The organism is Rhodanobacter sp. A1T4 (assembly GCF_014207185.1).
GTDB lineage: Bacteria > Pseudomonadota > Gammaproteobacteria > Xanthomonadales > Rhodanobacteraceae > Rhodanobacter.
The window spans coordinates 148,113-170,503 of sequence record NZ_JACHCP010000010.1; the positions used below are offsets into that span (position 1 = coordinate 148,113).

Here is a 22,391-nt window from a genome sequence, read left to right on the forward strand (position 1 = left end):
TCCGTGGGGAGGCAACGTCCGCAGAGTGGGGCCGTGTGCGCCTGCCCTGTGAGCCGTCCACGTTACTGCCACTTCAGGCCCTGCCCGCGGGAGCAGGTGTTTGACTTTTCATGCTCGGAGCCACCGCCATGCAACCTCTCGAAAACGCTGTCAGCGAGCGCACCGTCGCTCGCGTCGATGCCTTTAACGTTCCTGTCGCCGAAGCATCGGTCGCCGAACCGGTCATCGTCGAACACGCTGCACCAGCAACCGGCGACGAAGCGTTCGCGCTGACGCCACCCCACAACCCCGGCCAGATGCGCGTCACCAAACGCAACGGCGGCCAGGAAATCGTCGACGTCAACAAGATCGTGCGCGCAGTGACCCGCAGCGCCGAAGGCCTGCACGGCGTCGATCCGCTGCGCGTGGCACTGAAAACCATTGGCGGCCTTTATGACGGCGCCACCACGCAGGAGCTCGACCAGCTGTCGATCCGCACGGCCGCCGCGCTGACGGCCGAGGAACCCGAATACGGCCAGCTCGCCGCACGTCTGCTCGGCGCCTACATCGATAAGGAAGTGAGCGGCCAGGAGATCCAGAGCTTTTCGCAGTCGATCGTGCGCGGTGCCGAACTGGGTATCCTCAACGAACGCCTGCGCGACTTTGTGGCGCTGAACGCGCGCAAGCTCAACGATGCGATCAATACGCTGGCGACGCGCCGCTTTGAATACTTCGGCCTGCGCACCGTGTACGACCGCTACCTGCTGCGCCATCCGCAGAAGCGCTTCGTGATCGAAACGCCGCAGCATTTCTTCATGCGTATCGCCTGCGCGCTGGGCGGCAACGAGATCGGCGAAACGCTGGAGTTGTATCGCCTGCTGTCCTCACTCGAATACATCGCCAGCTCGCCCACGCTGTTCAACGCCGGCACCTGCCATGAGCAGCTGAGTTCCTGCTATCTGCTCGACTCACCAACCGATTCGCTGGAGTCGATCTACGACAAGTATGCCGACGTCGCCAAGCTCAGCAAGTTCGCCGGCGGCATCGGCCTGGCCTACACGCGCGTGCGTTCGCGCGGCTCGCTGATCAAGGGCACCAACGGCCATTCCAACGGCCTGTTGCCGTGGCTGAAAACGCTGGATGCGTCGGTTGCCGCAGTGAATCAGGGTGGCAAGCGCAAGGGCGCGGCCTGCGTATATCTGGAATCGTGGCATGCCGATATCGAGGATTTCCTCGAGCTGCGCGACAACACCGGCGACGACGCACGACGTGCGCACAACCTCAACATCGCCAACTGGATTCCGGACGAATTCATGCGCCGGGTCGAGACCGATGGCGACTGGTCGCTATTCGATCCCAAGGTCACACCGCATCTGGTCGATAGCTGGGGTTCGGTGTTCGAACAGTCTTACACCAAGGCCGAGGCCGACGGTCTTGCGGTGAAAACCGTGAAGGCGCGAGAGCTCTACGCCCGCATGATGCGCACGCTGGCGCAGACCGGCAACGGCTGGATGACTTTCAAGGATCGCTGCAACGCCACCAGCAATCAGACGGCCAAAGCCGACAACGTGATCCATCTGTCCAACCTGTGCACCGAGATTCTGGAAGTCAGCTCGTCCACCGAGACGGCGGTGTGCAATCTCGGTTCGGTGAACCTGGCGCGGCACGTGGTACGCGCTGCGGATGGCAGCCACGCGTTCGATTTCGAACAGCTGGCCTCGACCGTGCGTACCGCCGTGCGCCAGCTCGATCGCGTGATCGATCTCAATTTCTATCCGATCGACACCGCGCGTACCGCCAACATCAAATGGCGGCCAGTTGGTCTCGGCGTGATGGGCCTGCAGGATGTGTTCTTCAAGCTGCGCCTGCCATTCGATTCGAGCGAAGCCTTGGCGCTTTCCACGCGCATCGCCGAGGAGATCTACTTCCACGCGCTGTCGATGTCGAACGAAGTGGCTGCACAGGTTGGCGCGCATCCCGGCTTTGAAGAAAGCCGAGCGGCCAACGGCGAGCTGCAGTTCGATTACTGGCCGCAGGCGCAAGCGCACGACAGCGAACGCTGGGATGCACTGCGCGAGCGCATCAAGCAGCACGGCCTACGCAACTCACTACTGATCGCCATTGCGCCCACCGCCACGATCGCCTCGATCGCTGGTTGCTACGAGTGCATCGAGCCGCAGGTCAGTAACCTGTTCAAACGCGAGACGCTTTCGGGCGATTTTCTGCAGGTGAATCGCTATCTCGCCGACGAGCTGAAGACGCTCGGCTTGTGGACGCCTGACGTGCGTGATGCGATCAAGCTGGCCGAAGGCTCGATCCAGGGCATTGCCGCGATTCCGGAACGCCTGCGCGCGATCTACCGCACCGTGTGGGAACTGCCGCAAAAAGCCCTGATCGAACTGGCCGCCGCGCGCGGCGCATTCATCGACCAAAGTCAGTCGCTGAACCTGTTCATGGAAAACCCGAACATCGGCCAGCTCAGCTCAATGTACATGTATGCGTGGAAGGCCGGCATCAAAACCACTTACTACCTGCGCTCACGGCCGGCGACCAAGATCACCAAGACTACGGTCACGGCCAACAGGGCGGCAGCGCCAGATCAAACAGCCATCGATCAAGACCAGGCGAATGCGGCTGTGTTCTGCTCGCTCGAGAATCCCGAGTACTGCGAAGCCTGTCAGTAAGTAGTGCAACAACGATCCGGCGCGAATGCGCCGGATCGCTTCAACATAGCGTGACCCATCAGCACCAAGGAATAGCCGTCCATGTCAGCTCAGCCCACCCGCCATGCGCAGATTCTCGATCCCGGTTTCGAACTGACGCTGCGACCGATGCGCTATCCGGCGTTCTACGAGATGTATCGCAATGCGATCAAGAACACCTGGACGGTCGAGGAAGTAGATTTCTCGATGGACACCTCCGATCTGCGCACGAAAATGTCGCCCGCCGATCGCCATCTGATCCAGCGGCTGGTGGCGTTTTTCGCGACCGGCGACACCATCGTCTCGAACAACCTGGTGCTGAACCTCTACCAGCACATCAATGCGCCCGAAGCGCGCATGTACCTGTCGCGCCAGCTGTATGAGGAATCGCTGCACGTGCAGTTCTACCTCACCCTGCTCGACACCTATATCCCCGATCCGGCCGAACGCAATGCCGCGTTCGCGGCGATCGAAACGATTCCATCGATTCGCCAGAAAGGCGAGTTCTGCTTCAAGTGGATCGATTCGATCCAGCACCTGCAGCGGCTGGAGACACGCGAACACCGCCGGCAGTTTCTGCTCAACCTGATCTGCTTTGCTGCCTGCATCGAAGGCCTGTTCTTCTACGCCGCCTTTGCCTACGTCTACTACCTGCGCTCGCGCGGTCTGCTGCATGGTCTGGCGGCAGGTACCAACTGGGTGTTCCGCGATGAAAGTGGCCACATGGCATTCGCCTTCGACGTCGTGCGCACAGTCCGTGACGAAGAGCCGGAACTGTTCGACGACGCGATGCGCGCGCAAGTCGAGGAGATGATGGAGGACGCCATCGCCTGCGAAACACAGTTTGCCGACGATGTGCTGTCCGGCGGCGTGGTCGGCCTCTCGGCCAAAGAGATGCGCCAGTACCTCGAATACTGCGCCGACCAGCGCTTCGCCCAGCTCGACATGCCGAAGAAATACGGCGCCAAGAACCCGTTCGACTTCATGGACCTGCAGGACGTGCAGGAAGTCACCAACTTCTTCGAACGCCGCGTCTCCGCCTATCAGGTCGGCGTGCAGGGCGAGGTGTCGTTCGACATGGCGTTCTGATCCAGAACACCGGCGGTAGCAATGGATCGAGGCGACTCCGTCCATCGGCCTATTGACTACACGTGTCGCCATGGCGTAGTTTGCCTACACCTGTAGTCAATCGGTGCCGCGACCATGTCAAAGCCATCCATCGGCGATCAGGAGCTTTCGCTCCTGCATTACCTCGCCGAAAGCAAGAATTCCTCTGTTGGCGAAGTCGCCACAGGATATGGCGAGCCCCGCGGACTGGCGCGCTCTACGGTGCTGACCATGATGGAGCGGCTGCGCAGCAAGGGTTACCTGCGTCGCAAGCAGGTGCAGGGCATGTTCCGCTACAGCGCCTCGACCGGACCGGCCGAAGCGATGCGCACGGCCGTGGGCAGTTTCGTGGAGAAGACACTGAGCGGTTCGGTATCACCGTTCGTGGCCTGGATGTCCGAACGCGGCGAGGTCAGCGATGACGAGCTCGCCGAACTGAAGGCTCTGGTGAATCAGCTGCAATCCCGGCGCAAGGAGTCGTGACATGGGTACTTTCCATGCATTCGCCGATACCTTGTTCAGCCGTCTTGTCTGGACCTCCGCGCAAGCAGTCCTGTTGGTCGGTGCCGTGTGGCTGGTGGGGAAGCTCATTCCAAAACTGCCGTCCACGACACGCAGCATGCTGTGGTGGTTATTGGGCGTGCAGCTGATCCTCGGGCTTGCCATAGCGGCGCCAGTGGAGCTGCCCTTGCTGCCGGCGGCACCGCGCACGACGGTCGCTGATATTTCGTCCAGTCAGCCTGTTCCCGTGGTCGCACCCGAGGCGTCCTCAACGCCCTTCGCGACCTTCATGCAACATCAGGGGTCGGTGAATACCACTGTGTCGACGCCGGAAGTATCGACTCCTGCGAACTGGCGTCTCGCGTTGATTTGCCTGTGGCTTGCCGGCGTGCTGTTACAACTTTTGCTGATGGCTCGTGACTGGCGAAAAGCCCATGCCATGCTGCGCGACTCCACGCCATTGCGCGATCCGGTGCTGCACGCGCTGTGTGCTGAACAGGCGCGTGCATTGGGCTTGCGACATCCACCGGCCTTGCGCACCTCACGCGCGATCGTCTCGCCGCAGGTCACCGGCCTCTGGCGACCGATCGTGTTGCTGCCCGCCGATCACAGCCTCACACCGGAGGAATCCGCTCTCGCGCTCGCCCATGAATTGATGCATTTGCATCGCGGTGATTTGTGGATGTGCTGGATACCGGCGATCGCGCAGCGGCTGTTTTTCTTCCATCCGCTAGTGATGTGGGCCGTCCGTGAGTACGCGCTCAGCCGCGAAGCAGCCTGCGATGCACAGGTAGTGCAGCAAACAGGTACGGAGCCACAGGCCTATGGCCAGCTATTGCTTCGCCTTGGTGTGGCGCACCCGATGTACTCCGGCCTGGCTGGGGCCTCCCCATCGTTCCAGAATCTGAAGAGGCGACTGATCATGTTGCAGCAAAACGAAAACCTGTCGCGCCACCGCGTGCGCGGCTGGCTACTGATCGCAGTGATCGCGCTGGCCGGCGTGATCCCGTATCGAGTCACGGCGAATACGGCAGACCATGCCGCTGGTGCATCGATCGCTGCCGATGATTCGGTGATGCTGCAAACGCCACCTGTACCGCCGACACCACCCGTTCCTCCAGCACCAATAGCACCGCTGCCTCCTCTGCCACCGCCACCACCGCGAAATACGGATGGATTTACTGCACGTCACATCGACATCGATACGACAGCCAATGCAGCGTATGGCTTCGCGCTGATGGATGGAGATTCGATCACCATCAACGGTTCGGAGAGCGACATCGATACGTTGAAAAGGCTGCGCAAGGGTAACGAACCGATCCTTTGGTTTCGTCGTGGCGGCACCTCGTATGTGGTCCGCGACAGTGCCTACATCCAGCGCGCCAGAGCCGTCTACGCCCCAGTCAGCGAGCTTGGCAAGCAGCAAGGTGCGCTGGGCGGCGAACAGGGACGTCTGGGCGGTCAGCAGGGAGGTCTCGGTGCGCGGCAGGGCGCGCTGGGTTTACGACAAGCGCAGCTAGCCGGCAAGCAGGCGCAATTGGCAAGTGAGCAGACGGCACTCGCTGGTCAGCCGGCCAGTGAGCAACGGGTAGCCGCACTCCAGGCGAAAGAAGATGCGCTGCAAGCCAGCGAGGACGAACTCGGCCGCCAGCAGGATCAACTCGGCAAGCAACAGGATGCCCTGGGCAAACAGCAGGATGCGCTCGGTGCGAAACAGGATGTACTAGGTAAGCAACAGGAACAGGCCGCCGCGAAAGCCAACCAGCAGATCGGCACATTGATTGATGAGGCGATCAGCAAGGGCATCGCGCAGAGCATCAGCTCGCGTTGACGTGACAGGGCCCGCCGGCTGGCGACGCCGGATCGGGCACTGTCCCAAGATGCACGAAGCGACGGCAGGACTCGATGCCTATCGATCCTGCCGTCGTCATGTATGCGGGTTGCGGTTGCCATGACTACCGCTTGCTGACTATCCGACCCTGAAAAAATCGGGAGTATCCGTCATTGCCACGGGTCTGGCCGGGCGTGACATCGAGCCGGCTGGCTATTAACGACGCGTGTGTTTTTGCGAAACCGCGAAATCGCGGCGTGAACATGTCATCAAAATTACGTAATATATTGCGATAGTTCAATGCTTGTCGCTCTCGCGGCAGGGATTTTCGATCATAAGGGAAAGTCTTCCAAGGCCAGCTTACCCAGGCATCAAGCCTGGACAGGCCCCTGCGCGAGCGACATTTCCCATCGCCCACGTAACCGAAAGGATTTTCGATGACCTTCGCCATTCGCAGAAACATGCTGTCGATCGCCATTTCGGCCTTGCTGGCCACGGCGCCTGTCGCAGCGCAGAACATCACCACCTCGGGCGTCAGTGGACGCGTGCTGGACGCCAAGGGCCAGCCCGTCGCCGGTGCCACGGTCGACATCGTTCACCAGCCCTCGGGCACCACCAAGCAAGTGACCACCGACGCCGATGGCCGCTACACCGCGCAGGGTTTGCGCGTGGGCGGTCCATTCGAAATCACCGCCAGCAAGGCTGGCATGGCAACGGCGGAACAGAACAATATCTATCTTCAGCTGGGCCAGCCTTCGTCGATCAATCTGGGCATGAGCTCGGGCGCGGAGACAGCCAGTAACCTGGCGGCCGTCACCGTCAACGCATCGGCGTTGGCGCAGACGTTCTCGTCCGACAACAAGGGCCTTTCGACGAATATCTCCCAACGCCAGTTGCAGGCCACGCCGCAGGGCAATCGTTCGATCGACGATGTGGCGCGCCTGGATCCGCGCATTACCGTCACGGATCAGGGTACCGGCGCGATCTCCGCCGCAGGCCAGAACAATCGCTACAACAATATCGCCGTGGACGGCGTGACCCAAGGCGACCCGTTCGGCCTCAATGCCAACGGTCTGCCTTACCAGAAGTCGCCGATCTCGCCGGAAACGATCGCCGAGTACAACATCTCCACTGCCAACTTCGATGTGATCTCCGACACTGTCGGCGCGGATGTCAACGCGGTGACCAAGACTGGCACCAACCAGTTTCACGGCTCGGTCTATGACGCCTATCGCAATGGCAACAAACTGGTCGGCAAGGCCGGCTGGTTGCCCAGCAATGATTCCAACTACGGCTACAACGGCTACGACAAGGACTCGACCTACGGCTTCACCCTCGGTGGCCCGATCGTCAAGGACAAGCTGTTCTTCTTCGTCTCGGCCGAGCACGAAAAAACCACTGGCATCGGCGCGGACTCCGCCAACGGTCTGGACGAATCGCTGGGCAACGGTGCGTCGACCAGCAACAAGGTATCGCCAGGCGACCTGCAGAAAGTGATCGACGCAGCCAAGCAACTCGGCCTCACGCCAGGTAGTTTTGGCGGCAGCACCGGACTGGCATACGACGACAAGCGCTACCTCGGAAAGATCGACTGGAACATCAGCAACAATCACCGCGCCAGCTTCACCTATCAGAAGACCGACGAGCAGCTGCCAGCCGTCGGCGGCAACAGCGGCAACAGCGTAGGTCTGACCAGCTACACCTACACCAAGGCGATCAGCACTGAAAACTACGTCGCCCATGTGTTCGACGACTGGACCGACAACTTCTCCACCGAGGTCAAGGTCGGCTACCAGAAGTTTGTGCAGGACACGACCGCACCGTTCCAACAGCCCGCGGTCAACGTCAACCTGTCGGCAGATGGCAAGGGCCCATCGGTGAACCTGGGCGAGGAGCAGTTCCGCCACTACAACCACATCGATACCAAGAAGCTCACCGTTTTCCTGGCCGGCACCTATTACGCCGACGATCACACTATCAAGGGTGGTATCGACGCTTCACGTACCAAGATCAACAACCTGTTCGGCCAGACCGAGTTCGGCCAGTACAACTTCTGGGGCATCGACAACTTCCTGGCCGGCAACTACAACAAGTACGTGCTCTATCATCCGGCGCCGGGCTATACGCTGGATGACATCGCCGGCAAGTGGACCTATAGCCAGTACAGCCCGTTCCTGCAGGACACCTGGCAAGTCACCCCGCAGCTGTCGCTGCAGTATGGCGTTCGTGTGGATATTCCCAACTCCAGCGGCCGACCGGAATACAACGCGTCGTTCGAAAAGGCCTTTGGCTATCCGAACAACTACACCGTCGGTTCGAGCAATCGTGTGGTCGAGCCGCGCCTGTCGTTCAACTATTCGTTTGAGAGCGATTACAAAACCCAGCTGCGCGGCGGCGTCGGCCTGTTCCAGACTGCGCCACCGACAGTCTGGATGACCAACCCGTTCCAGAACAACGGCGTGACCCTGCGTTCGTACACCACATTCAATCCTGCCCTCGCACCGTTCAGCCCGGATCCGTTCAACCAGAACATCCCCGCCGGTGGCGGTGCCGGCTCGATCGACACCGTCGCGAAGAACTTCAGTTTGCCGACAGTGTGGAAGATGAGCCTGGCGATGGATCGCGAGCTGCCGTGGTGGGGGCTGGTCGCATCGGCTGAATACGAACACATCAAGGTGCGTGACGGCATCCTGTATCAGGTCGTGAACTTCGGCGCACCCACCGGCGTGCTGCCGGACGGTCGTCAGCAGTTCTGGAAAAAACCGGGTGAGGCGCCAAACACGACAGACGCACTGGCCAACCAGAATCGCGCTTTCAGCACCGCATCCACCCTGCTCACCAATACCCACAAGGGCAAGTCCGACAGCCTCACGCTATCACTGAGCAAGCCGTTCTCGGATAGTGTTTTCGGCAACATCGGTATCACCTTCAATCACGCCACCGATGCTGACCCGGGTGCCGACACGATTGCCTATAGCGGCTATCAGCGTGTGGCCCGCCTGAACCCGAATGACAACGTAAGCGCCACCTCCAATTACAACGTCGCCAAGAGCCTGAAAGCCTCGCTGACCTGGCAGCACAATTTCTTCGGCGATTATCGCACTCAGGTGTCGATGTTTTATAGCGGCCGTACCGGCAATCCCTACACCTGGATCTTTGCCAATGACACCAACGGCGATGGCATCGCCGGGTGGGATCCGGTCTATATCCCGAATGCCAACGACCCCAAGGTGGCCTATACCGCCGGCACCAGCGCCAAGGCGATCCAGCAGTTCCAGGATTTTGTCGCCAACGACAAATACCTCAAGGATCACCGCGGCCAGGTGGCCAACCGCAACGGTGCACATTCGCCGTGGGTCAGCGAGCTGGATATGAGCTTCTCGCAGGAAGTGCCTGGTCTCTTCCCCGGCAACAAGGGAGAGCTCCGTTTGGACGTCTATAACTTCCTCAACCTGATCGACAAGAACTGGGGCCTGGTGAAATACACCGGCCTTTATCCTACCCGCACTCTCGCCAGCTACGGCGGCGTCAACGCGGCTGGCCAGTACGTGTATACCCTGCCCGTCGACAAGAGCGGCAACTATCAGCCACAACAGCTCAGCTATTACGACGGCGGCTTCTACGATCCAAGTCGCGTGGTATCACGCTGGTCGGCGATGGTGACCTTGCGTTACACGTTCTGATCGATCCATCCGCTTGATCGTTGAATAAAAACGGCGCCTGCAGGCGCCGTTTTTTATGGATGGTTCGGGCTATCGGGCAAACCTGATTTTTGACGAATACCTGGTGTCGGGATTCGCGGTGCTCATCACCAACCTACCGTTGCACGATTGAAGCCGTTTCATGGATTGGTGACGAGCGAAGCGAATCCCAATATCACCCGATCACATCCATGGCCACGGCTTCAAGGCGTATTCCTTCGGCGGCGCGTCACCGGCCAGGTAACGCACGAAATAATCCCAACGCCGACGGGTCGCGTAGGGCGTGGCGGCACCGTAACCGTGATGTACGTTCGGGATCAGCAACAAGTCGAAGTCCTTGTTCGCCTTGATCAGCGCATCGGTCACCAGCAGGCTTTCGTAAGGCGGCACATTGTCGTCCAGCGTGCCATGCACCAGCATCAGATGACCCTTGAGGTTGGCGGCGTGGTTCTCGTTGGCCTGATCGTCGTAATTGCCCTTGCCATCCTTGCCGACGATCAACTCGCCCTGGTACTTCTCGGCCCAGTCGTCCTCGTAGTTGCGGTTGTCGTGGTTGCCGCTTTCGGACCAGGCGACCTTGAAGAAATCCGGGTAGCGGAACATGGCGTCGGTGGAGGCATTGCCGCCGCCGGAATGACCCCAGATGCCCACGCGATCCAGGTCGATCCAGGGATAGCGCTTGCCCAGATCCTTGAGGCCGGCGACCTGATCGGGCAGCGTGTTGTCGCCCATGTTGGCGAACCAGGTATCGTGGAAGGACTTGGAACGCCACGGCGTACCCATACCGTCGATCGCCACCACGATGAAGCCCAGCTCCGCCAGCGACTGGTTGTCGCCGTGACTGGCAAGGAAGCTGCGCCCACGTACCGAACCGGTTTGCGGACCCGGGTAGATGTAGTCGATCACTGGGTACTTCTTCGACGGATCGAAGTGGGACGGTTTGAACATCATGCCGTACAGATCGGTCTTGCCATCACGCGCCTTGACGATGATCGGCACCGGCGGCACCCAGCCGGCGGCTTTCAGTCGCGAGATATCCGCCTTGGCGATGCTGGCGACGGTATGGCCGTCCTCCGCGCTGCGCAGTACCGTCACCGGAGGCTCGGTCGACGTGGACCAGGCGTCCACGAACAGCTTGTTATCAGACGACAGGTCGACCTTGTGGTCGGCCGCTTCCGGCGTCAGCAGGATTGGCTGGCCGCCGTCGAGGCTGACTTTCCATAACTGTTCGTAATACGGATCGACGCCCTGCGTGCGGCCCACACCGCGGAACCAGAGGGTGCGCGTGGCCGGGTCGACCTTGAGCATTTCGGTGACATTGCCTTCGCCCGTGGTGATGGCGTGCTTGAGTTTGCCGGTGTCCAGGTCGTACAGGTACAGTTGGCCCCAGTCGCTGCGCTCTGAGAACCACACTGCTTCGTGCGTGGCTGGCAAGTACGCCCAGTTGGCCTTGCCCATGCCGCTTTCGTAGTAAGTCTTGGCGGTTTCCTCGAACACCGTGCGTACTTTGCCGGTGGCCACATCGGCGATGCGGAACCATTCGTGCTGGTGGTAGCGCGAGGTGGAAACGAAGGCCAGGGTCTTGCCGTCTGGCGCCCACTTCACGTCGTCCCAGCCACCGTCCGGGCCGCAACTGACATCGTCGCAAAGAGTGGAACGATGTTGGTCCGGCGGCATTTGCAGGCGCACAACCTTCTTCCTGGACACGTCGATGATGACCCGCTCGATCATGGTGACGTTCTCGTCGCCGACCAGCGGGTACTTCCACGACAGCAGCTTCGGATGACCGACATTGGTGGTCACCAGATACATGTCGCCGGTCTTGCGCTGGTCCTGCTGGAACGTGGCGATCTGTTTCGAATCGGGTGACCACTCGAGGATCGCGTTGTCGGTGTGCTTCCAGCCAGCATTGTCGGTGGCGTAGCCGAAGTTTTCCACACCGTCGGTGGTGAGCTGGGTTTCCTTGCCGCTGGCGGTGTCGCGCAGCCACAGGTTCCAGTTGCGAATAAACGCCTCGCTCTTCTTGTCCGGCGACAGCACGCCCGGTTCGCTACCCGTATTCCTGCCTGACGCCACGTCGCCCTTGCCGGCCACACATTCGCCGGCATTTTTCAAATCACAAAAATAGTGCGTGTCCTGGACAGCGATATCAAGGCGGCCATCCGGCGCAACGCCGTATCCGCTGACCGGAAGCTTGCTGGCGTCGACCGGCTTGCCGGTGACCTTGCCCAGTGCCGCGGCCAGCTTCACCTGATCGAACAGCGGCGTGACCTTGCCGCTGACCGTGTCCATCTGCACGAAGTGATCGCCGTTGCTGTCGTGGTCGCGATACCAGAAGTGGCTGTCGTCCAACCAGCTGACCTTCTGCACCGCGTGATCGACCAGCGGCACCGTGTTGTAGCTCATGAAGCGCTCAGCCTGGGCGTAGTCTGCGGCGGTTAGCGTTCGGTTCTCTGCAGTGACCCCAGCCGATACAAACACCATCATTACTGCGCCAACTCGGCACGACCTGCGGACTATCGACAGCATGCAACCTCCACGGAAAATTTTGCGGCATGACAGCGGTTGATCGGCCGCCCACGGTTTAATCGTCCGATGCTAGCGCGATACCGCAGCGACTTCCCCTGCCAAAGGTCCATGCCGCGGTCAAGTGATTGCTTTTACGACCCACTACAATCACCGCATGCGGCTCGCGATGCGCCGTCCGCACCCCATCCAGACTTGAGATGTCATGACTACTGTTCCGAACGAAGCCCGTCTGATGGAAATGGTTTTCCCTGACCACACCAACCACCTTGGCACGCTGTTCGGCGGGCAGGCGCTGGCGTGGATGGACAAGGCCGCGTTTATCGTCGCCTCCCGCTATGCGCGGCGCACGGTGGTGACGGCGCGTTCGGAGGAAGTGAACTTTCGCGTGCCGGTGCGCAGCGGCCAGCTGGTCGAACTGATTTCCAAGGTGGTCAAGGTCGGCCGCAGCTCGATGACGGTGGAAGTGGAGATGACCGCCGAGGACCCGCTCAGTGGCGACCGCCGGGTCTGTACCACTGGCCGGTTCGTGATGATTGCGCTGGATTCCAACGGCTCGCCGACGGCCATCCCACCGCTGCCAACGGCCGGGTGAATAGCGCACGCTTGACGCCGCCAGTATTCGCCGCCCACGCTGTCGCTCCTTCTTTTCTCTGCGAAGTGCCGCCATGTCCGAGCCACTGACCCTCATCGGCAGCTATATCTCGCCCTACGTCCGCAAGGTGCTGGTGTTTCTGGAGCTGAAGGGCATCGACTACCGTATCGATCCGATCCCACCCTTTGTCGGCAATGACGCGTTCTCGCAGCTCAGCCCGCTGCGCCGTATCCCCGTGCTAAGCGACGGCGATCTGCTGCTCAACGATTCCAGCGTGATCTGTCAGTACCTGGAAGACCGCTATCCGCAGATACCGCTGTATCCGGCGGACATCACTGCCCGCGCACAGGCGCGCTGGCTGGAGGAGTATGCCGACGTGGCGTTGGGCGAAGCCATCACGACCAAGCTCTTTTTCCAGCTCGGCGTGAAGCCGCACATCTTCGGCGAGAAAACCGATGAGGTGCTGGTGCAACAGGCGCGCGAGATCGATATTCCCGCGGCGCTCGACTACCTTGAAAAGCAGCTGCCGGCGGAAGGTTTCGCGTTCGGCGAGTTGTCGATTGCCGACATCAGCATTGCCAGCTTTTTCCGCGTGGCCGGCTTCGTGCGCTACGTCATCGACGCCGAACGGTGGCCTCGTTGCGCCGGCCTGGTCGCACGCACGCTGGCCCTGCCGGTGTTTGCCAAGCTGGCGACGTTCGAGGACCGTGCACTACGCACGCCGGTGCCGGAGCAGCGCGCCGTGCTGGCAGATATGCATGCACCGCTCACTGCCACCACCTGCGGTGGCGCGCCACCGCGGCGCGGCGTGATCGCCATCGATTGAACGCCTTGTCTGCGTGGTGTTGAAGGATGCACTAGATAGATCCCGCGCACCCTTCAATGCAGATCGGCCATCAGCTCGACCAGCCAGTCCACGAACACACGCACGCGCGGCGACAGCTGTCGCTGCGCCGGATACATCACCGAAATCGGCATCGGCGGTGGCGGATACTGCGGCAGTACTTCCAACAAAAGGCCGGCAGCAAGATCCGCTGCTATGTTGTGGCGTGGCATCTGAATCATGCCGAACCCGGCACGGCAACTGGCCGCATAAATGTCACCGGAGTTCACGGTGATCACGCCGGACACGTCAATAATTTGCAGCTCGCCATCGACCATGAAATCCAGCGATTGCGTGCGTCCGTTGGTCGGTGAGCGCCAGACCACGGCCCGATGCGCCGCCAGATCGTCAATGCTTTGTGGCAGACCATGCTCTGCGGCGTAACCCGCACTGACGCATGTCACTTGCGAGAGCACCGCAAGACGCCGAGCGATCAAGCCCGAATCCGCCGGCTCGCCGCCACGCACCACGCAGTCGACGCCTTCGTGCACCAGATCGACATAACGATCGCTGGCACCGATGTCGAGCTCGAGCTGCGGGTAGCGCGCGCGAAAATCTGCCAGCGCCGGCACAATCACCGCACTGCCGAGCCGTCCGGGCAAATCAATCCGCAACGAGCCGCGCGGTTGCGTCGCAACGTGACTGAACACCGCCTCGGCTTCCTCCATATCCGCCAGCAGACGCACGCAGCGCGCGTAGTAGGCCTGACCATCCGGCGTGGGCTTCACGCAGCGCGTGGTGCGGATCAGCAGTTGCGTGCCCAGTCGCGCCTCCAGTTGGCGCAAGGCGTGACTCACTGTCGCGCGAGGAATTCCCAACGCGTCGCCAGCGCGGGAAAAACTGCGCAAATCCACAATGCGGGTGAACACGCGCATGGTGTCGAATCGATCCATCAGCGCCTCATTATTGATGTTTATTGGATAGACATACCAATTTAAGCATCTTTATCCAAGATACTCGACTAGAGACAATACATCTCTGCCGCCATTTCGGTCAGCTATCCGCTCTGGCGTGGCTCGCATCAACCCACTTCCCTCGCATAAAGGACACCCCATGCAGAATCGTACGCTTGGCAAAAATATCGGCGGCCAGCTAGCCCCCCAGGTTTCCGCCCTCGGCCTCGGCTGCATGGGTATGAGCGATTTCTATAGCGGTCGTGATGATGTCGAATCGATCGCCACCATCCAGCATGCGCTCGACCGCGGCCTGACCCTGCTCGACACCGCCGACGTGTATGGCCCGCATCTCAACGAGACGCTGGTCGGCAAAGCGATCAAGGGCCGTCGCGAAGACGCTTTCATCGCCACCAAGTTCGGCCTCCTGCGCGATCCGAACGACCCGAGCGTGCGCGGCATCAGCGGGCGGCCGGAGTACGTGCGCCAGTCCTGCGAAGACAGCCTCAAGCGGCTCGGCGTGGAAACCATCGATCTGTATTACCAGCACCGCGTGGACACCAGCGTGCCGATCGAGGACACCGTCGGCGCAATGGCCGAACTGGTCAGCGCCGGCAAAGTGCGTTACCTCGGCCTGTCCGAGGCCTCCGGCACGACCCTCGAACGGGCGCATGCAGTGCATCCGATTGCCGCGTTGCAAAGTGAGTTCTCGCTGTGGACGCGCGACCCGCAAACCAATGGCATGCTCGATGCGTGCCGCAAGCTGGGCGTCAGCCTGGTGGCCTACTCACCGCTAGGCCGTGGCTTTCTCACCGGCGCGTTCACCTCGCCGGACGACTTCGCCGCCGACGACTATCGGCGCAACAGCCCGCGCTTTCAGGGTGAAAACTTCGCACGCAACCTGCAGTTGGTCGATCAGGTACAGAAGATGGCCAAGGCGAAGGGCTGCACGCCAGCACAGCTCGCACTGGCCTGGGTACTGGCGCAGGGCGAGGATATCGTCGCCATTCCCGGCACCAAGCAGCGCCAGCGATTGGACGAGAACCTCGGCGCGCTGGACGTGCAGCTCGATGCGAATGAGCTCAAGGCTATCGATGCGATATTCCCGCTCGACGCCGCCGTCGGCAGTCGCTACGTCGAGTCGATGATGCATATGGTGAATGTATAAATCGCTAATCGATCACCTTGCCCGCGGCGCCATCAGGTGCCGCGGGCAAAGCCGTTAAACTGGGCGGCATGAGTACACCCGAACAGTCTCCGCTCGGCCAGAGCACCGTCTACGCCGACCGCTACGATCCCAGCCTGCTGTTTCCGATACCGCGCGCCGGCAAGCGCGCAGAGATCGGCGTCGGCGACACGCTGCCCTTCCACGGCGTCGATATCTGGAATGCCTACGAACTGTCGTGGCTCGACGCGCGCGGCAAGCCGGTAGTGGCGATGGCCGAGTTCCGCGTACCCGCCACCTCGCCCAGCATCATCGAGTCGAAGTCGTTCAAGCTGTACTTGAACGGTTTTGCGCAGGAGCGCATCAGCGACGTCGATGCACTGACCGCCACGCTGAAACGTGACCTATCTGAAGCTGCCGGGTCCGGCATCGAAGTACGGCTCAGCGACGTCAGCACCATGGCGCACACGCTCGCCGATCTGGACGGCCATCTGCTCGATGACCAGTCCATCAACATCGATCACTACGGGCCACCCGAGGCCGGCTTCTTGCAGATCGATGCTGACGCCACCACGATCGAGGAAGCCGTAGTCTCACACCTGCTGCGCTCCAACTGCCCGGTCACCGGCCAGCCGGACTGGGGCAGCGTGCAGATTGCCTACCGCGGCGCACCGATCGATCACGCCGGATTGCTGCGCTATCTGGTCTCATTCCGCAATCACAACGAATTTCACGAACAGTGCGTGGAGCGCATCTACGTCGACGTGATGGCACGCTGCAGCCCCGAACAGCTCAGCGTTTACGCCCGCTACACACGGCGCGGCGGCCTGGACATCAATCCGTTTCGCAGCAGCACGGCGCTGAACCCAGCCAATTCACGCAGTGCCCGCCAGTAGCGCCAAGGCCCTCCGGTAATCGGCGCTTCATATCGGCACCGCTAATCTCTTCAATTGGATCAAAGCATCTGGACTGGCAACGCTGAGCCCGTCACCATGGCCCGCTAGCCACCACGTTATCAACCCTGGAGCCACACCATGTCACTTTCACCGCGTTCCGCCGTGCTGTTCAGCGCCACATTCGCCAGCATGCTCCTGCTCAGCGCCTGCGGCAAAAGCGAAGCGCCCGCGCCAGCACCCGCAGCGGCGAGTACGATAGCACCCGCGCCGGCAGCTACGGCGGCTCCTGCTGCCGCCAGCACCGCCGTAAAGCCGGCAGCGACACCGGCTACCAGCAGCACCGCTGCCAGTGCGCCGGCCAACGCCGCGACCGTTGCGGCTGCACCCGCCACCACTCCGGCAGCGGCCAGCACGCCGCTGAGCTTTTCCAAGCTGACGCTGGGCGATGCCGTCAATAGCGAGCGCCAAGTGACCAAGGCCAGTACCAGTTTTGCGGTAACGGACAAGACCATCTACGCCAGCGTCGCCACCGAAGGCAGCAGCAACGGTGCCAAGCTCAACGCCAAGTGGAGCTACCTGGAAGGCCAGGGCATCGTGGTGAGTAACATCACCCAGTCAATCGCCACTGATGGCCCGGCCATCACCACCTTCAAGGTACAGAACCCGGACCTGTGGCCGGAAGGCAAGTACAAGGTCGAGATCTCGCTGGATGGCAAGACCGTCGCCGACCAGGATTTCCAAATCAGCAAACGCTGATTGGGCCACGATCTGTCGCGAGTGAAAAAGCGCCCATCAGGGCGCTTTTTTTTGCTCAAATTCCGCAGGACAAGCCGCCATCACGACTCACTCGCAGTTGCACGAAGGCGATGCCCAGACGCGATCGCTCTGGCAACGATGTAATGGCAAACTCGATACGACAAGCGTTGTCATCACGATCAAGACGTAATATGAAGCATGCCTCTCTGTTCGATGTCATTTGCAAAAGCGCCCATCGGCCATCAGTGCCACGACGCCTGTCAGCGGCTTGACCGACATTGCCACGATGGCGCGTTTGCCACCGTGGTGCTGAGCGGCGGTTACACGGAAGCCGGCGATGAGGGGCGCCGCACGGTGGTTGCGGGTGATGTACTGATCCATCGCGCTTACGAGTCCCATCTCGACTGTTTTTCACGACGCGGCGCCGAAGTACTGATCCTGCCGGTGGCGACCAACGACAGCATCGCCCTGTTTGGAAGTGCGGCTGATCCCGACCGACTGCTGCGCCTGGCCCGACGCTCACCGCAGGATGCATGGCTGTTGCTGGTCGAAACCCTGCAGCCGTCGGAACAACGACATCAGGACTGGCCCGACTTGCTCGCGGAGCAACTTCGGCAGGATGTCCATTTGTCGTTGCGGCGGTGGGCGGAAGACACCGGATTGCGGCCTGAATCGGTCAGCCGTGGCTTCCAGCGCGCGTACGGCAGCTCGCCAAAATCGTTCCGCGCCCGTTCGCGCACACGCGCTGCCGTGCAGCGCATCTGCGAGTCCCGGCAGCCGCTTTGCGACATCGCCGTATCACTAGGTTTTGCCGACCAGGCGCATATGAGCCGGGCCGTCGCGGCGCTTACGGGCTTCGCGCCGAGCCACTGGCGTCAGACGGGGTTGCCGTTACCCAACCCCATGCTCGGATAAGCCGCCGGAGAGCATCCGCTCAACCGGGTTGGGTCAACTGGATTCAAGACGGGACGGGACCACGCGTCTAGTCTTTCGGCATGGTCAGCAGGCGCCGACAGCCAGGTAGTGGCTGAGCGCACGCACCAGATCCTCCATTCGCCAGCTGCAGGTATCTCATGCGCCACATTTTCATCGCAAGCATTCTCAGTGTCGGCATCAGCATCGCGGGTATCGCGCCCGCCCGCGCCGCCAGTGACGTCAATACCATTCTTGCCGCCAACCGTGCGGCGATGGGCGGCGATGCCTGGAGCGGGAAAATCACCCTCGACAGCCACTTCGCTTACGTCGGTCAGGGCCTCACCGGCACAACGTCATCGCTGATCGACTTTCAGCATGGTGCTTTCGTCGACAGCTATCAGATCGGCCCGAGCAGCGGTGCCAACGGCTTTGACGGTACGCGGGCCTGGGAAAAAGAACCCTCTGGTATATCGACCGACCAGGCCGGCGGCGATGTGCTGCAACTGGCGATCAACGAGGCCTATCGCGACAGCAACCTGTGGTGGCGTAGCGACCGCGGCGGCACCCACATCAGCAGTGGTGGACGCACGACGACGAACCATGAAACGTTCGATGTGCTCACCGTGACGCCGCGAGATGGCAAATCCTTCGATGCATGGTTCGATGCCGACACCCACCGATTGGCGCGCACGGTGGAGTCACAGAGCCTCCAGACGATCACCACGTTCTATACCAACTATGCCGATGTCGACGGCGTTCCCATCGCACATACCCTCGTGATCGATGACGGTAGCGGCACGGCCAACCGCCAGACAATGACCTTGACGTCCGCTCGTTTTGAACCTGCGCGTGCCCTTGCCGCCTACGCCAGACCAGCGACGGCGCTGCACGATAGCTCGTTAGCCGGCAATGTCAGCGAAACCACGGTGCCGTTTCAACTGATCAACAACCACATCTATGTCCAAGCATCGATCAATGGCAGCAAACCGCTGACCTTTATTGTCGACACCGGTGGCCACGACATCCTGACGCCGGAAACCGCGAAGAAGCTGGGTGTGAAAACGCAAGGCAGCCAGACCGCTGGCGGCGCCGGCGACAAGGTGGCGCAGAGTGGCCTGGCAAGAGTCGAGTCGATCTCGGTCGGTGCCGCCACGCTCACTCGGCAAACCGTTACCGTTCTGCAGTTTTCCAACGCGGCCGAAGGCATCGATGAGCAAGGCATGATCGGCTATGAATTCTTTGCGCGTTTCATCACGCGCATTGACTATGGCAAACACCAGATCACCTTTATCGACAAACAACACTTCGATCCGAAAGATGCCGGTACACCGGTACGCTTTCGCTTTTACCATCAGTTCCCCGAGGTGCTGGGCTCATACGACGGTATTCCAGGCCGCTTCGGTATCGACACCGGCGCGCGAACCGCGCTGTCGCTGACCCGTCCGTTCGCCGAGAAAAATCATCTGCGCGAACGCGAGAAGGACGGTGTCGAGGCGCTGACCGGCTGGGGTGTCGGCGGCCCTACACGTGGCTTCGTGTTCCATGGCAACAACCTGAAGCTCGATGGTCTGACGATTGCTTCTCCGTTGACCGAATTCAGCCTGGACAAGGGTGGCGCGGGCGGTGTCGATGCGTTCCCCAATAACGTGGGTGGCGGCGTGCTCAAGCGCTTCGTGGTGACTTTCGACTACGACCACCAGCTGATGTATCTGAAACCGATTGAAGGCAAGATCGACGATCTGGACACGTTCGATCGCTCCGGCATGTGGATCAATCAGGTCGCGCAGGGTTTCGAGATCGTCGACGTGGGCAACGGGACGCCCGCGGCGGTCGCCGGCCTGCGCGTCGGTGACATCATCACCGCGGTCGATGGCAAGCCGGTCACCGCCATCAAGCTGTACGACCTGCGCAAGACGCTACGCAACAGTGCATCAGGCACAACACTGGACGTGATCTTCAGTCGGAAAGGGGCTGCACACGACACCCGACTTACACTGCGCGACCTGATTCGATGATGTCGCGATGGCACACCGCTGGTTCTGCGTCGTTGGAGCAGGCTTTGGTCTCCATGACAACCGGCGATGCATGAACTCGCTGCATCCATGACCAAAGGTCACATGAAGTCGCCGTCGGACATGAGTGCCAACGCACTTCGCTATACCCCGGCGACTGAACACAGCGCCTCACTGCGCAAACGCATCCTGGCCCCGGCGCATCGGCAGCGCCGCCACGGAACATTGATGATGATGTAAAGCGGAATGGATACCACGCATATCAAAGGTTTATTCGGTATTTAGGGGCTAGTTGCTGAGTGTTTCCGGTTGTATCGTGGGGACGGTGGAATACACACCGATAGCAGTCGTCAATGATATTTGGCTCGAAATTGCTCCCGGATCTGCAGAAACATGACCAACAACGCAACTGTTCTTGATACGCGAAGCCAGATCCTCGAACGTATTTTCCTGGCGCACTATCAGTGGCTTCGCCGTACGCTGCAGCGTCGCATGGGCGATGCCTTTGGTGCCGAGGATGTAACCGCCGAGACGTTTGCCCAGGTGGTTGCACTACCCCATCCTGAGACGATCATTGAACCTCGCGCGTTGCTCACCACGATTTCGCGGCGGGTGCTGTTCGGCATCTGGCGAAGAAGAGATCTTGAGCATGCCTGCCTGGAGGCGCTCGCACTCCGGGGACGAGACACTTGTCATTCGGCGGAAGAGCAGGCCCTTCTCGTGGAAGCGGTGATGTTGATCGACAAGGTTCTTGACGGGCTGTCATGTAAAGAACGACGTGTGTTTCTTCTTTATAAGCTGGACCGTCTTGGCTACGAGGAAATCGGCGATCTGATCGGGCTCTCACCCAGCCAGGTACGGCGCGTCGTTGCCAAAGGGCTGCGCCACTGTGTTGCTGCCGTCTCGACATGAACGCACACACTCGATCGTCATCGGACTTTATCCTCAATCAAGCCGTCGAATGGATGCTGCGACTGGAAGAAGGCGATTTGACCCATAGTGATCGGGCGCGGTACGACGCATGGCAACGTGCGGATCCTCGCCATGCCGAGGCGATATCGAAGTTGATGCAAGCAGCCAAATACTTCGACGTGCCACGGCAAATGGGTATCGAGACCGATACGCTTCTACAGAAACTCGAGAAATCCACGAGTCGACGCAAGCTGCTTCGCAATATGGCCGTGCTCGCCGGTATGACCGCCGGCGCCGGGTGGTTGGTGCATCGTGGAGCCTCGGGACTGAACCTCAGTGCCGACTTCCGCACAGCCACTGGGGAACGCCATTCTTATCGGTTACCCGATCAGTCACTCATTACCCTCAATGCACGCAGTGCGGCTGACATTGCCTTTGATAGTCACGAACGTCTTGTGCGGCTGCGGGCCGGTATGTTGATAGCCGACGTGGCGCATGACGGACAACGGCCCTTTGTCATCGACACTCTCTATGGCGGCGTTCGTGCGCTCGGTACCGAGTTCCAGGTTCGCCTGCTGCCAGACGGAGCGGAGGTCGCGGTGGCGAGTTCGAAGGTGGAGATTCGGACCCATTCAGGAGCTACCTGTCAGGTGCATGCGGGTGAGCGGGCGATGTTCACTTCGCACTCCATCGAGACGCCGAGCAAAACCCAGGATGGTGCAATGGCCTGGGTCAATGGTTACTACGTCGCGCTTGACGAACCACTGACCCATGTCATCGATGCGCTGCGCCCCTATCGTCGCGGCATTATCCGAGTGGACCCGGCAGTAGCCTCCATGCGCGTCAGCGCCGCGCTTCCTCTCGACGATACCGATCGGGCGCTCAACTCTCTGGCATCCATCATGCCGATTGAAATCCAGCGGTATACCCCTTACTGGGTCATCGTTTCCGCACGGTAGCTGCCACTGCCAAGCTCGGGCGATTTTTTTCGCAGCGGCCGTCATTTTTCCGTTCTCG

At 60.8% G+C, this 22,391-nt stretch carries 16 protein-coding genes and 1 pseudogene; 15 read left to right on the forward strand and 2 right to left on the reverse strand.

The genetic code is table 11. From position 1 onward, the window contains the following. The first annotated feature begins 128 nt into the window (after positions 1-128). From HDE80_RS19035 to HDE80_RS19055, 5 genes are all read left to right on the forward strand, one after another. Positions 129-2,663 carry a ribonucleoside-diphosphate reductase subunit alpha gene (locus HDE80_RS19035; protein ID WP_184673499.1) on the forward strand — a complete coding sequence of 845 codons (2,535 nt, stop codon included), beginning with the start codon at positions 129-131 and terminating at the stop codon, positions 2,661-2,663. Positions 2,664-2,744: 81 nt separating this feature from the next. Beyond that, positions 2,745-3,770 (forward strand): ribonucleotide-diphosphate reductase subunit beta, encoded by a 1,026-nt coding sequence (locus tag HDE80_RS19040; protein WP_184673501.1) that lies wholly within the window; start codon positions 2,745-2,747, stop codon positions 3,768-3,770. Between the two features lie 114 nt (positions 3,771-3,884). Then, positions 3,885-4,271 (forward strand): BlaI/MecI/CopY family transcriptional regulator, encoded by a 387-nt coding sequence (locus HDE80_RS19045; protein WP_184673503.1) that lies wholly within the window; start codon positions 3,885-3,887, stop codon positions 4,269-4,271. Between the two features lies 1 nt (position 4,272). Continuing rightward, the gene (locus tag HDE80_RS19050) at positions 4,273-6,120 is read left to right on the forward strand and encodes a M56 family metallopeptidase (RefSeq protein WP_184673505.1); all 1,848 of its coding nucleotides are present in this window, start codon (positions 4,273-4,275) and stop codon (positions 6,118-6,120) included. Between the two features lie 437 nt (positions 6,121-6,557). Beyond that, positions 6,558-9,803, forward strand: a complete 3,246-nt coding sequence (locus HDE80_RS19055) for a TonB-dependent receptor (protein ID WP_184673507.1) — start codon at positions 6,558-6,560, stop codon at positions 9,801-9,803. Between the two features lie 201 nt (positions 9,804-10,004). On the opposite strand, the gene HDE80_RS19060 is transcribed toward HDE80_RS19055, so the two are convergent. Then, positions 10,005-12,305 carry a S9 family peptidase gene (locus tag HDE80_RS19060; protein WP_255483977.1) on the reverse strand — a complete coding sequence of 767 codons (2,301 nt, stop codon included), beginning with the start codon at positions 12,303-12,305 and terminating at the stop codon, positions 10,005-10,007. 247 nt (positions 12,306-12,552) lie between these two features. On the opposite strand from HDE80_RS19060, the gene HDE80_RS19065 reads away from it, so the two are divergent. Continuing rightward, positions 12,553-12,942 (forward strand): acyl-CoA thioesterase, encoded by a 390-nt coding sequence (locus HDE80_RS19065; RefSeq protein WP_184600282.1) that lies wholly within the window; start codon positions 12,553-12,555, stop codon positions 12,940-12,942. A 73-nt stretch (positions 12,943-13,015) separates the two neighbouring features. Then, positions 13,016-13,768, forward strand: a complete 753-nt coding sequence (locus HDE80_RS19070; RefSeq protein WP_184673511.1) for a glutathione S-transferase family protein — start codon at positions 13,016-13,018, stop codon at positions 13,766-13,768. Between the two features lie 53 nt (positions 13,769-13,821). On the opposite strand, the gene HDE80_RS19075 is transcribed toward HDE80_RS19070, so the two are convergent. After that, positions 13,822-14,718 carry a LysR family transcriptional regulator gene (locus tag HDE80_RS19075; RefSeq protein ID WP_184673513.1) on the reverse strand — a complete coding sequence of 299 codons (897 nt, stop codon included), beginning with the start codon at positions 14,716-14,718 and terminating at the stop codon, positions 13,822-13,824. 160 nt (positions 14,719-14,878) lie between these two features. On the opposite strand from HDE80_RS19075, the gene HDE80_RS19080 reads away from it, so the two are divergent. The 8 genes and pseudogenes from HDE80_RS19080 (at position 14,879) to HDE80_RS19110 (ending at position 22,333) form a co-directional block, all read left to right on the forward strand. Then, entirely contained in the window at positions 14,879-15,886 is a 1,008-nt protein-coding gene (locus HDE80_RS19080) for an aldo/keto reductase (RefSeq protein ID WP_184673515.1), read from the forward strand. 68 nt (positions 15,887-15,954) lie between these two features. Beyond that, positions 15,955-16,779 (forward strand): NADPH-dependent 7-cyano-7-deazaguanine reductase QueF, encoded by an 825-nt coding sequence (gene queF / locus HDE80_RS19085; protein WP_184673517.1) that lies wholly within the window; start codon positions 15,955-15,957, stop codon positions 16,777-16,779. Positions 16,780-16,917: 138 nt separating this feature from the next. Then, a complete protein-coding gene (locus HDE80_RS19090; protein WP_184673519.1) occupies positions 16,918-17,535 on the forward strand; it encodes a hypothetical protein in 618 nt (205 codons plus the stop codon). Positions 17,536-17,748: 213 nt separating this feature from the next. Then, positions 17,749-18,450 carry an AraC family transcriptional regulator gene (locus HDE80_RS19095; protein ID WP_184673521.1) on the forward strand — a complete coding sequence of 234 codons (702 nt, stop codon included), beginning with the start codon at positions 17,749-17,751 and terminating at the stop codon, positions 18,448-18,450. A 158-nt stretch (positions 18,451-18,608) separates the two neighbouring features. Further along, on the forward strand, positions 18,609-20,465 hold the full coding sequence (locus tag HDE80_RS19100) for an aspartyl protease family protein (RefSeq protein WP_184673523.1): 1,857 nt from the start codon (positions 18,609-18,611) through the stop codon (positions 20,463-20,465). 110 nt (positions 20,466-20,575) lie between these two features. Beyond that, positions 20,576-20,684 (forward strand): annotated as a pseudogene (locus tag HDE80_RS22280) (IS3 family transposase); the annotation flags it as partial. Between the two features lie 171 nt (positions 20,685-20,855). Beyond that, positions 20,856-21,374 carry a sigma-70 family RNA polymerase sigma factor gene (locus HDE80_RS19105; RefSeq protein ID WP_184600274.1) on the forward strand — a complete coding sequence of 173 codons (519 nt, stop codon included), beginning with the start codon at positions 20,856-20,858 and terminating at the stop codon, positions 21,372-21,374. Beyond that, on the forward strand, positions 21,371-22,333 hold the full coding sequence (locus tag HDE80_RS19110) for a FecR domain-containing protein (RefSeq protein ID WP_184600273.1): 963 nt from the start codon (positions 21,371-21,373) through the stop codon (positions 22,331-22,333). Before HDE80_RS19105 ends, HDE80_RS19110 begins: the two co-directional genes overlap by 4 nt. Positions 22,334-22,391: the final 58 nt, after the last annotated feature.